The sequence below is a fragment of the Streptomyces sp. NPDC001851 genome (assembly GCF_040297165.1).
Taxonomy (GTDB): domain Bacteria; phylum Actinomycetota; class Actinomycetes; order Streptomycetales; family Streptomycetaceae; genus Streptomyces.
On the sequence record NZ_JBEOYR010000021.1, the window covers coordinates 1 to 14,590 of the forward strand.

Annotated in this window: 13 protein-coding genes and 3 pseudogenes; 5 read left to right on the forward strand and 11 right to left on the reverse strand. The window is 69.5% G+C overall.

All coding sequences use genetic code 11. The features are described from left to right. A partial coding sequence (locus tag ABT171_RS27920; protein WP_351248483.1) for an ALF repeat-containing protein occupies positions 1 to 891 on the reverse strand: 891 nt, incomplete at its 3' end. Between the two features lie 442 nt (positions 892 to 1,333). On the opposite strand from ABT171_RS27920, the gene ABT171_RS27925 reads away from it, so the two are divergent. Together ABT171_RS27925 and ABT171_RS27930 are read left to right on the forward strand one after the other, a co-directional pair. Beyond that, on the forward strand, positions 1,334 to 1,474 hold the full coding sequence (locus ABT171_RS27925; RefSeq protein WP_351248485.1) for a hypothetical protein: 141 nt from the start codon (positions 1,334 to 1,336) through the stop codon (positions 1,472 to 1,474). A gap of 110 nt (positions 1,475 to 1,584) precedes the next feature. Next, a pseudogene (locus ABT171_RS27930) lies at positions 1,585 to 1,883 on the forward strand (GNAT family N-acetyltransferase); the annotation flags it as partial. A 392-nt stretch (positions 1,884 to 2,275) separates the two neighbouring features. Here the strand turns inward: ABT171_RS27930 and ABT171_RS27935 are convergent. The 5 genes and pseudogenes from ABT171_RS27935 to ABT171_RS27955 all read right to left on the reverse strand — a co-directional run. Then, positions 2,276 to 2,644 (reverse strand): GNAT family N-acetyltransferase, encoded by a 369-nt coding sequence (locus ABT171_RS27935; protein ID WP_351248487.1) that lies wholly within the window; start codon positions 2,642 to 2,644, stop codon positions 2,276 to 2,278. Positions 2,645 to 3,073: 429 nt separating this feature from the next. Further along, positions 3,074 to 3,505, reverse strand: coding sequence for a hypothetical protein (locus ABT171_RS27940; protein ID WP_351248488.1), 432 nt, complete (start codon positions 3,503 to 3,505; stop codon positions 3,074 to 3,076). 335 nt (positions 3,506 to 3,840) lie between these two features. After that, positions 3,841 to 4,221 (reverse strand): SCO4402 family protein, encoded by a 381-nt coding sequence (locus tag ABT171_RS27945; RefSeq protein ID WP_351248490.1) that lies wholly within the window; start codon positions 4,219 to 4,221, stop codon positions 3,841 to 3,843. Further along, positions 4,218 to 4,373, reverse strand: a complete 156-nt coding sequence (locus tag ABT171_RS27950; RefSeq protein WP_351248492.1) for a hypothetical protein — start codon at positions 4,371 to 4,373, stop codon at positions 4,218 to 4,220. Before ABT171_RS27950 ends, ABT171_RS27945 begins: the two co-directional genes overlap by 4 nt. Then, positions 4,330 to 4,728 (reverse strand): annotated as a pseudogene (locus ABT171_RS27955) (hypothetical protein); the annotation flags it as partial. The gene ABT171_RS27950 and the pseudogene ABT171_RS27955, both read right to left, overlap by 44 nt. Positions 4,729 to 5,081: 353 nt before the next feature. Between ABT171_RS27955 and ABT171_RS27960 the strand changes: the two are divergent. The 3 genes from ABT171_RS27960 (at position 5,082) to ABT171_RS27970 (ending at position 8,553) form a co-directional block, all read left to right on the forward strand. Continuing rightward, positions 5,082 to 5,603, forward strand: a complete 522-nt coding sequence (locus ABT171_RS27960; RefSeq protein ID WP_351248494.1) for a hypothetical protein — start codon at positions 5,082 to 5,084, stop codon at positions 5,601 to 5,603. A 59-nt stretch (positions 5,604 to 5,662) separates the two neighbouring features. Then, on the forward strand, positions 5,663 to 7,267 hold the full coding sequence (locus ABT171_RS27965; protein ID WP_351248496.1) for a S1 family peptidase: 1,605 nt from the start codon (positions 5,663 to 5,665) through the stop codon (positions 7,265 to 7,267). A 293-nt stretch (positions 7,268 to 7,560) separates the two neighbouring features. Further along, complete coding sequence (locus ABT171_RS27970) at positions 7,561 to 8,553, forward strand: immunity 49 family protein (protein ID WP_351248498.1); 993 nt, start codon at positions 7,561 to 7,563, stop codon at positions 8,551 to 8,553. A 402-nt stretch (positions 8,554 to 8,955) separates the two neighbouring features. Here ABT171_RS27970 and ABT171_RS27975 read toward each other — a convergent pair whose 3' ends face one another. The 5 genes and pseudogenes from ABT171_RS27975 to ABT171_RS27995 form a co-directional block, all read right to left on the reverse strand. After that, positions 8,956 to 10,164 carry a cytochrome P450 gene (locus ABT171_RS27975; protein ID WP_351248744.1) on the reverse strand — a complete coding sequence of 403 codons (1,209 nt, stop codon included), beginning with the start codon at positions 10,162 to 10,164 and terminating at the stop codon, positions 8,956 to 8,958. Between the two features lie 48 nt (positions 10,165 to 10,212). Continuing rightward, positions 10,213 to 11,583: pseudogene (locus tag ABT171_RS27980) on the reverse strand (NAD(P)/FAD-dependent oxidoreductase); the annotation flags it as partial. Next, positions 11,580 to 11,807, reverse strand: a complete 228-nt coding sequence (locus tag ABT171_RS27985) for a ferredoxin (RefSeq protein WP_351248500.1) — start codon at positions 11,805 to 11,807, stop codon at positions 11,580 to 11,582. The pseudogene ABT171_RS27980 and the gene ABT171_RS27985, both read right to left, overlap by 4 nt. Before the next feature lie 52 nt (positions 11,808 to 11,859). Then, a complete protein-coding gene (locus ABT171_RS27990) occupies positions 11,860 to 12,810 on the reverse strand; it encodes a cytochrome P450 (protein ID WP_351248502.1) in 951 nt (316 codons plus the stop codon). Between the two features lie 1,165 nt (positions 12,811 to 13,975). Continuing rightward, positions 13,976 to 14,590 (reverse strand): TetR/AcrR family transcriptional regulator, encoded by a 615-nt coding sequence (locus ABT171_RS27995; RefSeq protein ID WP_351248504.1) that lies wholly within the window; start codon positions 14,588 to 14,590, stop codon positions 13,976 to 13,978.

The following is a 14,590-nucleotide window of genomic DNA, read 5'->3' on the forward strand; positions in this document are numbered from 1 at the left end:
GTAGTCCGAGAGGCTGGTGTCGGCGTAGCCGTACTCGACGATCTGCTTCTTCTTCAGCGCGGTGGTGTAGGAGCTGGGCGGCCGTACGGTCGCGGCGCGCACCCCCGCCTTCTGCGCCTGGTCCAGCAACTGCTGGATGGTGGCGTGTTCCTGGTCCTTGTTGCGGGCTACGAACTGCCCGACCTCAAGGAACTCCACCACGTCGTCGGGTGTGCCCTGCAGGGCGAGCTTGCCGGCCGCCTTCACCGCCTGCCCGCCGTCATTGATGATCTTGGAGGCCTCGACCCGGTCGTCGGTCTCCTGCGCCTCGTACTGGCCCGAGTTCAAGAAGCGGGCGACGTCCTCCGGGGTGCCCTTCAAGGCCGCCATCCCGGCCTGCTTGACCTCCGGACCGCCGAAGTTGATGACCCGGGACGCCTCGACCCGCTGGTCCTCCTGCAACGGCGCCTTCCAGCCGTCCTTCAGGAAGGCCCACACGGCATCCGGGTCGGTGGACATCAGTGCGTTCTTGGCCGCTTCCTGCACGGCCGGGCCGCCCACGGCGACCATGCGGCTGGCGTCGACGCGGTCGTCGTCGTTGCCGATGGCGTCCTTGTCGGCAAGGAACTTCTTGACGTCCTCGTCCGAGCCGACCAGGGCCTTCTCCGCCGCCGCCTTCACACCCGGGCCACCCCAGGTCCACGCGTCGACGACGAGGCGGCGATCGGAGACCGGGTATCCGCCGTCGTCGGAGTCGTCGTCCGCGGCGGCCGGTCCGGCGCCGAGGAGTCCGGCGGCGAGCGTGACCGGCAGCAGAACGGCGCACGCGCCGCGAAGTGCCAGGCGGTGTCCCCGGGTCGGCGCTGTTGTGTTCTTCGATGGCGCCCCTGATGAGCGCGAAGGCCGTTTCACTGGCCCATTCCCCCTGAGAAGTGAGTGATATCGGTCATACGTCGGCACGCATGCGGGCGCGGCTGGTCGAGGGCCGCGTCCGTTGACATCAAGCGGTGGCAACTGCACCCGGGTGACCTGGTCATGGCGTCCGCGCTGGTCAGCCGACCACCCGTCATACGTTCTGCGTGGTACGCCTTCTGACTACGTGCCAGTAACATCCTACGCACAGGCCAGACACGGACAGTTCACAGGACCTTCACTGCTGTGCCGCACCGCAAACGGGGAAGGCAGGACACCTTGATGTCTAAAACCCGCAACGCCATCGTGGCGGACGTCTGCGGGGGGGCTGGCGCTCTGCCACCGGAGTCGCGACGCTGACCGCTGGGCATGCCTCTCCGGCTGACCCCTCCCCCCCTCGGCCGGCTGCTCGCCGACCGCCTCGTCGCCCTGGTTCGGGTCCATGGCCGTCCTGCCCTACGGCGCGGCCACGGCCGCCGTCGGTATGAACGGACACGTCTTCACCGACCGGGACAAGCTGGCAGCGGTCATCGCCACCTGGTTGCCGACGCGGCGCCCCACCGGGAACGTAAGCCTGACATGAGGCACCATCAACGTCCGCGGGCAGAGCGGCAGCCCCTGCCGGACAGTGCGCGATGTCACAGCCGTCCGGGCTGTGACGGGGGTGGTCCGCCATGACTGAACTCGGGCCGGTCGCCTGGCCGCCGCCCCGGTAAGGACCGAACGGCTCGTGCTCCGCGAGCCCGAGGCGGCTGCCTGATCCTGCCGGAGGCGTGGGGACGCGGATACGGTGCCGAGGCGTGTGCGGCGGTACTCGGCTGGTTCTCGGGAGTACTTCCCGGCAAGCCGGTGGTGCTGCGCACCCAGACCGCCAACGAGCGCTCGATGCGCCCGGCGGAAAAGCTGGGGTTCACCGCGAGGTGGAGCGGTTCGAGGACTACGGCGCCGAGCAGTGGTTCGGCATGTGGTTCCGAGTCACGCCGTCAGGTTGAACCGCCCATTTCTTCGGTGTGGTCTGCCTCAGCCCCGCCCACGGTGCTCGCGGTGGGCGGCACTGGTCCGCAGGGTCGGGAAGCACCGCCCGGCTACTCCACCGCCGGCCCCGCGCCAGGAGCACGCGGGCGGCGGCAGTCCTGCAGCCAGGAGCTGGTTCACTCGACGGCCCCGGCGGAAGGTGCCCGGTCAGCACACGGTGAGACCGTCAGTCGCCGGTCTGCGGCCGGCCGGCACGGTAGAGGTAATGGGTCCGGTCATCGACCGGGTTGTCCGGTTCCAGGCTTCCGACGCCGACACGGCGCAGCCCTGCCCGCACGAGCGCCCGCCAGGAAGCGCGGTTGGCTGCCACTACAGGGACGAGAACGCACAGGGCGGCCGGGTGCTCGGCTCAGGTGCCCCCGATGGCTGAGCGGATCATCGCCGTCCCGATGGCCTGGCCGGTCCGGCGGGGATCACCGATCAGGTAGTCGATGGTCATCGCACCGTCAGGGACAGCGACGATGGCCGCCAACTCGGCCAGGTAGGCGGGATAGTCACGCAGGAGTGAACGCTGTACGAGACCGACCGGCCGGCCGGCCTTCGAGGAATGCGAGGAAACCTCCGAAGGCTCCTCCCCTCGGGCGGCGGGGCCGAAGTCGCGCGCCACCGCTTCCACTGTGGTCTCGTGATTCCACCAGCGCTTCACATGGGGCGGCTTGAGCCACGTCCGCAGCAACGGGAAGTCCTGCTCCTCGATCCGACGCCACGTGGTCCTCATCAGAGCCAGCGTGCCGTGTACTCCTGCGGCCTCGCTGGCGAGTGCCCACTGCCCTACGGGCAGGCCGTGGCCGGTCGACCTGGTCGGCTGCCGGCACGCACCCTCGTGGAGCGGGTCGACGGTGTGAGCGGGCCCCACCAGCGGGCCAGCTCCGGCCTGCGCTTCGTGTTGCGTGCCATGACGGCTGAACCGGCCGGACGGTCTGGGCGCGCGGCTGTGCCGGACACCTCAGGTCCAGCAGGCCGGATGCGGCTCCTTGCGGGCATCGAAGCCCATCACCTTGCCGACATCCTGCCAGAACGCAGTTCGGAGACACCGGCTGCCTGACTTCACGGCCATGCCGGACTCCGTTGCGCATGGTACTGCGCGCCGTGACGGCCTGCCGGGCAGATCGGCGGGCCGTCACGGCTTCAGGCCGGGTAAGGGCGCTTACAGGGTCGCGAGGTGGTCCTGCTTGAGGTAGCTGAAGCCGTCGTTGTCGAAGTAGAAGAGGGTGACCTTCACCTTGTCACCCTTGGCGAACAGCGAGCTCGGCGCATTGCGCAGGTCCAGTTTGGCGGTGTGCTTGTTGTAGTCGCAGACGAGCTTGTCGGGCTTGATGGTGCCCGCCGCGACGGACTCCTCGTGACTCGTCGTGTTCAGCTTCGTCACGTTGACCACCAACTGCTCGTCATTGCCGACGTCGCAGGAGTACGTGATCTGTGTCTGAAGGCGGCCCGACTTCTGCAGAGACACATTGTCGAAGGCAATGTCGTAGGCCGCGGCGGAAGCAGGCGTCGCGACGGTCAGCGCACCCGCGCTCGCCAGGGCGACGGCGGCCACGGCACCGCCGAGGCGACGGCCTATGCGGAATGACTTCATCAGGGTTCCTTCCCCCTTGGCAGTCGCTGCCCGGCCCGGCCACGCACCGGGTGGCATCCGGACCGGCAGGCCACTGCACCACTTGGTCGGTCGTGTTCATGATCGCATAGCGGCCTCGTTCGACGAGCCCTCGGACGAGTACAGGGCCGGGCCTGCCGGTTCTCGTGCCTCGCGGCCAGTTGGCCTCCAACGGCAGGCGGTTTCCCGGCGGTTGCGGTCGCCTGATCGGCGGGCATTCTCCCGCAAGGCCGCTGGCACCCGTCCGGGCCGACGGGAGCGGCAAGATGTGGTGGGGTCAGCCCCGAGGTTCTGAGGTTGTCAGCGGCCTCAGGGCGTCACCGGGTGAGGCTTGCGTGGGCCTGCGCCGCGGCTTCGACGACGCCTGGCCACAGTTGGTGTCCGAGGTAGGCTGCGTCATCCGCCTCGGGGCCCAGGGCGTCGAGGATCTCGTTGAGGCGGTCGGCGAGGCGTTGCATGGCCTGCGCCTCCGAGGCGTCGCGGAGTGTGTGGCCGATCGCCTCGGGAGGGTTGTCCAGTACGGCGGTGTCGTCGTAGAGGATGTGGACGTTCATCGTGAGGTCGTCGAAGTAGCCCGGATGCGGGTACTGGCGCTCGGTCCAGACGCGTCGCTGGTGGTCGGGGTCGGACAGCGCGTGTACCGCTGCGATGACCTGCTCGCGCATCTGCGGCAGCCGCACCTGCGGTGTCTGGGTCATGGCTCGTCCCGTTCCTTCCAGCGCAGCCATTCCTCCAACGGGATGCGGGCCTCCTCGGCGTGATCCTTGACCGAACCAGTCATGGGTTTCCCATCGCGGCCGATGATCTCACCGCCGGAGTCGATGACGACGTGGCCGACCTGCTGGAACACCTGGGCATGGTGGGAGTTCCCCTGGTCGATCCGGACGCCGTTCCCTTGCCGTCGTTCCAGCGGTAACCCACGCCCTTCTTGGCGGCCTTGAGTTCACCGACGCCGGGGATGACGGCCATGGCGGCGAAGGCGCATTTGCCGAGGGTGGGATTCTCGATGCAGTCCTGGATGTCCTTGCCGCCGGAGAGCATCCACAGTCCGCCGCAGATCGTGGCAGCCTCTTGCGGACGAGTTCGGAGGCGGCGACACGTTCGTCGTCGTTGCGGGCGGAGTACTGGCCGGTGGCGATGAAAGCGGCCAGAACCCTGGGGTTGTTGGTGGCCAAGGCGGCCTTGGAGGCTTCCTTGATTCCGGGGCCCCCGGCGTTGTCCTGGCGGTTTCGGCGGCCAGGGCCTGTGCCGTGTCGTCCAGGCCGCGTGTCTCCAACGCGTGGGCAGCGGTCCGGGAGGTGAGGGTGTCGGCCCGGTCCTTACGGCTCCTGGCGCGTTCGGTGGCCGCGTTGGTGCGGCTGGTGAGGTCTTCGGCCTCCGTCTTGCGGGCGGTGTCGAAGGCCTTCTCGGTGGCCACCACCAGGCCGAGGGCCCGGTCCGGGAGTCGCGGTGCGACTTCTGACTACTTGCCAGTAGCATCCTATGCACAGACCAGGCACGGGAGGTTCACAGAAACTTCACTCCCGTGCCAGCACCGCAACGGGGAAGGAAAGACACCTTGATATCCAAGGTTCGCAATGTCGTCATGGCGGGCGTCTGCGGGGGGCTGGCGCTCTGCGCCGGAGTCGCGACGCTGACCACCGCGCATGCCGTTCCGGGGGATCCCTCCCCCACCGCCTCGGCCACACCGGCGCCGGGTGACGGCACGATGCCCTCAGCCGTCGAGGACTTCGCCTACCCGGGGGCGACGAAGATCTTCCAGGAGAAGCAGATCCTCCTCAAGCACGGCGACGGTCACATCATGCTGACCGACTGCAAGTCCACGTACGCGATCATGGTGGAATCGCGGGTCGCCCAGAAGCAGTTCTGCTTCTCGGTCAGCGGGAAGCAAGGCGACCTGACCCTGGAGCTGCCCGATGCCTACGGCATCTGGACCCAGGACCACCCGGTCGAGGCCAAGGTGAAGAGCGGCGACAAGGAAACCGTCGTCGAGGCTGCGAAGAACGATTACAAGCCCATCGGCGAGGCGGGCGCCAGCGGCAAGCCCTCCGTCCTCGTCGAGCTCCGGGTCACCGGCTGACCCCGAGTCGTTCGCCGACCGGACTCCTTGCCACTCTCCATCACCTGAAGGACACACCTATGTTCGCCGGACGTTCACGTACCGCGAGGATCAGCGCACTTCTCACCGCAGCCGCCGCCACGGCGGCCGGTCTGTTCACCTCGACGGCCGCCCACGCCGTGGTCGGTGGCCAGGCCCAGGACGGCGCGTACCCGTTCCTCGTGAAGCTCGACATCACCATGGGCGACGCCAAGCGCGCCTGCACCGGCACCCTTGTCGACCCCCGCTGGGTGCTCACCGCCGCCAGCTGCTTCGCCGACACCCCCGGTGCGGCCGTCCCGGCGGGGGCGCCGAAGGGGAAGGCCACAGCCACCGTCGGCCGCGCCGACCTGTCCAACACCTCGGCCGGAGCCGTACGGGACGTCGTCGAGCTGGTGCCCCGCACCGACCGTGACCTGGTCATGGTCAAGCTCGCGAGCGCCGTCAGCGGTGTCACCCCCGCCTCGGTGACCACCGCCGCGCCCACCGAAGGTGAGAGCCTGCAGTCCGCCGGGTTCGGGCGCACCCGCGACGAATGGGTGCCCGATCACGCTCACGCCGCCGCCTTCACCGCCGGCACCGTGACCGGCACCGGCGTGCAGCTGGCCGCGTCGGGGGACGCGGCGATCTGCAAGGGCGACACCGGCGGCCCGATCCTGCGCACCACCGGCGGCCATACGGCGATCGTCGGTGTCAGCAGCCTGTCCTGGCAGGGCGGTTGCCTGGGCACCGACCCGGCCGAGACCCGCACCGGCGCGGTGGCCGCCCGGGTCGACGACCTCGCCTCCTGGGTCCAGCAGGTCGCCTACGCCCCCGTCTTCGCGGCCGCCCCGTGGAAGCACGCCGTGCAGATCACGGCCGGCTACTACACCGGCGACTCGGCCGGCGGCACCCGTCACATGGACCTGATCGTCGTCTGGGACAGCGGCAAGGTCACCCTCTACCAGGGCGGCTACGGCAACGACCCCGCCCGCCCCTTCGCCGCGGAACACCAACTGCAGCCCGAGAAGAGCATCTGGACCCACGCCGTCAACGTGACCGGCGCCAACACCGGCGGCGCCACCGACGGAGTCGTGGTCCGCTGGAACGACGGCGAGATGACCCTCTACAACTCGGTCGACGCCAAGGGCTTCCACGGCGAGAAGCAGCTCGCCCCGCCCCACACCGCCGAATGGCAGAACGACGCCCAGCAGCTGACCGCCGGCCGCTTCACCCCGGGCGGCCGGCGCGACGACCTGCTGGTCACCTGGAAGGACGGCCACGTCTCCGTCTTCAGCGACCTGGCGGCCAACGGCCTGAAGAAGCAGACCCAGAACGTCGCGAAGAACAACACCTGGCCCTTCGCCGAGAAACTCGCCACCGGCTCCTTCACCGGCAAGACCACCGACGACGTGCTGGTGCGCTGGATCGACGGCGAGACCACCATCTACCCCGGCATGACCGGCAAGGCCCTGCCCGCCGAGATCAGGATCCGCCCCGAGAAGTCGTACTGGACCAACGCCGCCGCCATCACCGTCGGCGCCTTCAGCACCAACACCACCGCCAACGACATCCTCGTCCGCTGGAACGACGGCCACGTCAGCTACTTCACCGGCGTCGACGCCAAGGGCCTCCACGACGAAATCCAGCTGGCACCCGCCAACTGACCTGCCTGAACGCCGCCTTCGGACTCTCATCCCACGAGCTTGTCCCTGTCGCTGGGTCCACGGACCCGTTGAGTACGCCGCCCGGCAGTGCCCCGGGCGGCGCTACCACACCAGGGAACGCACCCCGCGGCGCGACGAGGGAGCTGACCGGCACAACCCGGCGGTCGGGTGACGCGGCTTCACGGACACCGCCGCGGCGGCGCTCACGCCCACCAGGATGGCTTCAGTAGCGCTGTCAGTGCCCGTTGATAACGTGCTTCGTCCAGTCGTGGACTTCATGAAGGGACGGGTACGTGCGGAATGTGACATGCCATCAGATCAGCGAGCAGCGGTTGGCCGAGGCGCTCGACGACATCGAAGGGCGGGCCTACACGCGGTGGCACTCGCTGCGGTATGACAGCATCTCGCCGACGCTGATCCGGGCCATGGCGGACGAACTGCTCGACCATGTCGCCGCGCGAACGGTGACGGAGCCGGGGCTCGACGCTGCGGCCGGCACGGTCGCCGTCACCGCCGCGGAGTGTGCGCACGGAGTGCTGAGCATCATGTGCTTCCCGAGCGGGGACCAGGAACTCCGGTTCCCCCTCGTCGGGGAGCGGATCAGCACGGACCCGGACGACGACGAGTTCGGGGACGGGCCCATCACCTTCCGGGACGTCGTCAAGGAGGCGCCCACCGCGCGGACCTGGCTCGACATGTTCGAGATGTGTGTCGTCAGCGGGCATGTGTGGGACTGGGAGCGGGTCACCGGGCTGCTGCTGCGCGGCGACTACGCGCCCGCCATCCGTGACGGCGTGCCCTACAACCGGTACACCTCCGTCTCCGACCCCGCCGACCTCGCCGCCATGGACGCCCTGTGCCCCTATCTCACCGAGGCGGCCGGGCATCTGCCCCGCGACTGGCCTACGGTCCCGCTGCGCAAGCCGGACGCCGGGGAGCGCGCGGAGGCCGCCCGGCGGCTCGACGAGGTCGGCGACGCGCTGAGCGCGGACCAGCGGCTGCTCCGCGTACTCCTCGACGACGACCAGCACGCCTTCGAGGACGCCCTCGTCGCCCGGCTGGTCGCGTACCGGGAGAGCGTCGAGGCCGATGCCGGTGATCCCGCGCCCCGGTCCCTCCTGCCCCTCGGCACCCTCGCCCTGGCCTGCCTCGCCGTCCAGGTCCACGGGTGGGAACTCGGTGTCCGGTCCGGGTATCTGCCGTACGGTCTGCTGGGATCGCCGGACGCGCCGCTCCGGGCGGCGCAGGGGAACCGGAACAACTTGGGCTGCTGGGCCGCCAAGTAGGCCACCCGGGGTGCGGAAGTGGGCCTGGCCCGACATCCAGGACATCGTCGTGGAGACGGACTCGTCCTCCCCAGAGGCAGGGTCGGCGGGCCCAGCCCGCCATGAGAACTCCTAACGAAATGATCTTCGGCGTGGTTGGATCACTTCCAGACCGATGATCTGGGGGCGGGGGGTGGCGCGGCCGAGGCCGTGGGAGGTCGATGACGAGCTGGTGCAGGTTGTAGACGGCTCCGGCTGTCACCGCGAGCGTGATCGGGTCCTCATCGTCGAGGAGCTCCGCCGCGGAGGACTCCTGGCACGGTGAGCACCGCTCGACGCACATGCCGATCAGCGCGGACGGGGCCCGTGCTCGCCGACGAGTTCGACCGGCGAACGGTACTCGAACTGCCCTCGGCTGCCGCGTCAGCCGTCGCCCTGCTCGATGTCCAGATGGAGCGGACCACGCAGAACGGGGCTGGGCCGGTACGGCGGTGGGTCGGTGACCAGTCTGGGGCGGTCGAGCCGGCGTACCAGCTCGGTCAGCGCGATCTGGGTTTCCCGCCGGGCCAGCGGGCCGCCGAAGCACAGGTGGATGCCGCTGCCGAACCCCAGGTGCTGGTTGTCACGCCGATCCGGGTCGAAGCGGTCCGGATCGTGGAAGCGCTTCGGATCGCGGCTGCCTGAGGCCAGCATGAGCATGATCTGCGCGCCCTGGGGGATGACGGTGTGGGCGACGGTGATGTCGCTGTACGCCGCCCGCCACGGAATGATGTGCACGGGGGGCTCGTAGCGCAGCAGTTCCTCGACCAGCCGCACGATGAGGTCCGGTTCGTCGCGCAGGCGCTGCAGGATCTGCGGGTGGCGCAGCAGCGTCAGCATGCCGTTGGTGATGAGGTTGACGACGGTCTCGTGGCCGGCAATGAGGAGCAGTCTGGCGGTGGCGACGATTTCGTCGTCGGCCATCCGGCCGTCGGGCCCGTCGTCGTTGGCCAGCCGTGACAGCAGGCCGTCTCCCGGCCGGCCGTGGCGCTGTTCCACCAGCTCGCCGAGGCACTGGCGCAAGTCCTTGCGGGCCTGTACGCCCTTGTCCAGTTTCTCCTTCGGGTCGGTCTCGGGGTTGTAGTCGATCGATTGCATGATGTCGTTCACCCAGAGGTGGAACCGTGGCTCGTCCTCGCGTGGCACGCCGAGCAAGTGACAGGTCACGGTTACGGGGAACGGGAAGGCGAAGTCGTCGACGACGTCGATCCGCTCCTTGCCCGCCAAATCGTCGATCAGGCTGCCGACGGTGGCGGCCAAGAAGCCTTCGAGTCCGGTCACCAGCCCAGGGGTGTGCGGGGGGCCGAAGTGACGCATCGCCATACGCCGCAGGCGATCGTGCTCGGGCGGGTCCATGTGGATGAACGACGACGTCACCCCTTCCTCGGCTGAGGGCATCGGCGGACGCGTCAGATTGCTCAGGTCGGAACTCAGATGGGGGTCGTTCAGTATGTTCGTGATCTCGCGATAGGTGCTGATGACGAAGCTGTCGTCCTCCTGCCGAGCCACCGGCGTCTTGCGCAACTCGGAGTACAGCGGGTACGGGTCGGCCCGGGCGGAGTAGTCGAAGATCCGTTGCAGCGTGCCGGGCATGTGGGTCGTGGTCGTCCGGCCTTCCTCCTGCCGGTGCTGGTGCACGGCCGTGACGCGGCACTCACCTGGGTCATGGCCGGTGACGACCGCCGTTGCTTCCTGCACGAGCAGGGCGGGGCCGGGGAAGTCGACGGGCACCGGTTTCATGTCGGCCGGCTGGTCCGGCGTGGGGCAGGAGGGCGGGAAAGGCGCGGCCGTCTCGATCAACCTTCGGTAGTGGTCCAGCCACTTGCCGTTGTTGAAGCTCACGGCAGCCGTGACGCGGCCCCGATAGCCATATGCGGTGACGAAACGGTGGTCGCCCAGCGATCCCTGGGTGACAAGCATCTCGTCGGCGAAGGTCGGCACGCCGACGGACTTGATGTTGACGCCGAACTGGATCGACCAGAACAGCGGGATGGACAGGTGGGGCCAGCGGTCCGCCTGGGCACTGACCATGTTGTGCGCAGCGACCTCGGCCTGCTCCACGGCGTTGGCCCAGTGCTCCAGTGAGATCAGCCGGTATCCGTAGATGGGGTTCGGGCAACGTGCCACGTCTCCCGCGGCGAAGACGTCGTCGGTGACGCGACCATTGGTGTCGAGGGCGCGGCAGCCCGTGTCACAGGTGACTCCCCACACGCCCGCTGCCAGTCCCGACCCCCGCAGCCACTCGGTGTTGCGAATGCTTCCGAGTGCCACCACCGCCACCTCGGCGTCGACCGTACTGCCGTCGTCGAAGTGAGCACGGCAAAACCGTCCCTGCGCGTCGCCCTCCAGCCGGGCGACCTTGACACCGCACCGCAGGTCGATGCCGTGAGCGCGCTGCATGTCGGCCGCAATCTCGCCGATCATGGCGCCGAGCGCCCCCATCAGCGGGGCCGCTGCGAGTTCGGCGACGGTCACCGGGATGTGCCGCTCGCGGCAGACGGAGGCTATCTCGGAGCCGGTGAATCCCGCACCGATGACCAGCACCCTGGAGGGCCTGGCGGCGAGGGCCCGCTGCAGGCTTGCGGCATGCTCGCGCGTACGCACGACGAACACTCCGTCCAGGGCCGCCTCGGACTCGACGAACCACGGCCGGGCCCGCACCCCGGTGCAGATCAGCACCCGGTCGAAGGGAACCTCGCGTCCGTCGGCGAGTCGTACGCAGTTGGTCGTCAGGTCCAGCCCGCTGGCGGGCACGCCCAACAGCCACTCCGCGTCGATGTCACGACGGCGGGGCAGAGTGGTGCCGTCGGCCGGCACCCATCCGGTCAGTACCTGCTTGGACAGGGGAGGCCGGTCGTAGGGCTCGCCCAGCTCGTCACCGATCATGGTCAACGATCCGGTGAACCCCTCGGCGCGCAGTGCCTCCGCGGCCCGCAGTCCCGCCAGTGACGCCCCGACGACCGCGATGCGGCCCTCGCGCTTGAACGCCCGCAGAGTGCCGGCGCTGGTCATGACGGCGACGCCTCCGCCCGGGCGTGCCGTCCCTCCAGCTGGTCGACCAGAATCGCCTGGACCGGACAGGCCGCCGCGGCGCGGAGCACCTGGTCGCGCCGGGCGTCGTCGGGGTTCGGGTCGTACATCAGCGCTTCCTCACCCTGCATCCGGAATGCCTCCGGAGCCAGGAACGCGCACTGTGCGTACCCCGCACATCGGGAGAGATCAACGACAACTTTCACCCCGACCTCCGCAGTGAGTGGGAGCGGCAGACCCTCACGTTCAGGCGGTCTGTCACCGAGGACAGGACGGCCCTCGGCCGCGCACGGTGGCACGCAGGTGCAGGCCGGGGGTTGCGAGACCTTCGAAGGTGGTGACCCGGTAGCCGGGTTCCGGGCCGTGTGGCTCGCTCAGGTGGTAGCGGCGGGCGGTGTGCGCGGTCAGGACCGTGAGCATGGCCATGGCCAGGGCAGCTCCCTCGCAGCTGTGGGGCCCAGTGCCGAAGGCGAGAAAGACCCCGGGCTTCGCCGGAGAGCACGACTCGTCGAGCCAGCGTTCAGGTCGGAACCGGTCAGGCTCGGGGTGTTCCCGTGCGTCGCGGTGGGCGGTGTAGGGGCACACGAGAACGGTGGACCCGGCGTCGATGGTGTAGTCGGCGAGCTGGGTCCGCCGCGGGGCGCGCCGGGTCAGCAGCCAGCTCGGGGGGTTGAGCCGGAGCACTTCGCGTACCAGTGCCCGGGTGTATTGCAGGCGCTCGAGGTGGGTGCTGGTCGTCGCGGCCGCGTCTGCGGGCAGGAGGGCGGCTTCGGCCGCGACGCGGTCCGCGGCCCGGGGGTGGCGGGCCAGGTGAAGCAGGATCCACCCGGCTGCCCGGGAAGGTGTCTCGAAGGTGGCGACGGTGATTCCGGGCAGAGTGGCCAGGATGGCCCCTTCCGACAGCGGGCCGTAGCGGCCGGAGGGGTGGAGCATCTGTCCCAGCACGTCGTCACCGAGCCGGCCCGATGCACGGCGCCGGCGGACGACGGACCGCAGGGCATTGGTGAAGGCGACCTGTTGCCGGGTGCGGAACCGCCGAGCCGGTGTGGGGACCCAGCCCGGCCATACCCAGCGCGTGGGGCGGACGAGCACCTCCCGGGCCACGAAGAGCTGCCGGGCGAAGGGCAGCAGGGTGGGCGCGTCTTCGGAGAAGAGGTAACGCACGCCGACCTCCGCCAGGACCGACCGGACCAGGGGCAGAATCTCCACGTCCCGGTCCGTGGGCCATTGGTCGGCAAATCGAACGGTCCCGGACGCGATCTCACCAATCCGGGCCGCAACCGCCTGCGGACGCAGCCCGTGCATACGGGCGGCGCGCGCGTGCACACGCTCCTCGGACGTCGGCGCGCCGCCGGCCCGCTTCAACGGCGGGAAAAGAGGCGAGGGCGACTTGGGGAAGTCCTGCGCACGGTGCAGGACTTCTTCACACGGCCCGGCCGTGGCGACTACGTAGACACCCGGCTCCAGCTGCCAGACGTCCCCGCACTCGTCCGCGCCACGGCGCGCCAGTCCCAGCCGGTCACGACTCCAGGCCGCAAAGCTGCCTCCGGACAACCGCGGCGGCTCATTCACTCGGCCCATGAGATCGCCCCGACGCTCCGACCTGCCCGGGGTCGACCTCGTCGGCAGCACGGATGGGAGCCGACGAGCACCCGGGGCAGCGCGGTCACACCTTGTCGGCGGATGTACCCCAGTCGTGGGCCCCGTACGCACCGTAGTTGCGAGTGAACGACAACTTGGCGAGCAGCTTGGCGATCATGATCCACTCCTCCCGCCTGTCTTATATGCGCCATTTTACACACGTCATGTTTCAGAGCGTCGGCGTGGATACAAGGCGCGTGCTTGCGTGCCGGGCCCGCAGCAGGCCAACGTCACCCGGGTGCCGACGACGGCACCGAGCCGGTGCCGTCCTCCTACAGGCCGGGCGCCAGCACCCGTCCAGATGCCAGAACGCCGCTGAGTACCAGGCCAGGGCGATCATCGTGACGAGCACGCCATGGGCCCCGCAGCAACCACAGCAGCCCCAAAGCCGCCGGGCTTCGATGCGCGAGGCGAGGCGTGGCATGTGATCAGCCGCCCCCCGCCGTCGGCCTTGCCGTCCCGGGGAGCGCCGGCCCGAGTGGACGCAGAGCGCGGCCGGCCGGTGATCAGAAATCCCGCGAGCGAGGTCACAGCGCCGACGGCTCCGGCGATCGCGCTGCCGGTCCTCACTTGCCGTGCTGTCCGCTGCCGCTGCGCGCTCCAGCACCACGCCAGCGCCGGCACTCGCCCCGCACGGGCCATCACCTGGTCGGGCGAGGATGTGCCCGGTGCCGCACAGGACCGGGCGCGGTCGAGGGACTGCTGCTGACCTTCGAGCGCCCGTTCCGGTAGCTCAGTCGGTCTCCGGCAGGGTGTCCGGCAGGCCGAGCGCGGCGGACACGTGGCGCCAGATGGATGCCAGCGCGGCCTCCAGGGTGACCGTCGGGTCCCGCAGCATGAGGCGGATGCCGTAGCCGTCGCTGAGGGAGAGGACGAGCGTGCACAGGTCGTCCACGTCGGCCGGCGTGAACTCGCCGGACGCGATGCCACGCCGTACTGCTCCGGCCACCCAGGCGTGCAGCTGCGCGTACAGGTCCACGGCATAGGTCCGGGTGGCCTCGTCGCGCAGCGCCCGGACCCACAGTTCCTGCCACAGCCGCCAGTCCTGGTGCAGTTCGGGGTCGGTCGGCAGCAGGTTGCGCACGATGCGGGCCAGGATGACCGCGGCCGGTGCCGTCTCCGCGTCGCGTTCCACGTCGACGGCGGTGTTGGCGAAGGAGTGGGTCATCGCCTCGGTGAACAACTTCTCGCGCGTGTCGAAGTGGTAGTGCAGCAGCGCCGTCGACACGCCGGCCCGCTCGGCGACCATGCGCATGCGGATCTTCTCGAAACCGATCTCGGCGATGGCCTCGCACGCCGCGGTCAGGATGCGCTCGCGCGTGTCTGCCGTGCGCACCTTCGTGGACAC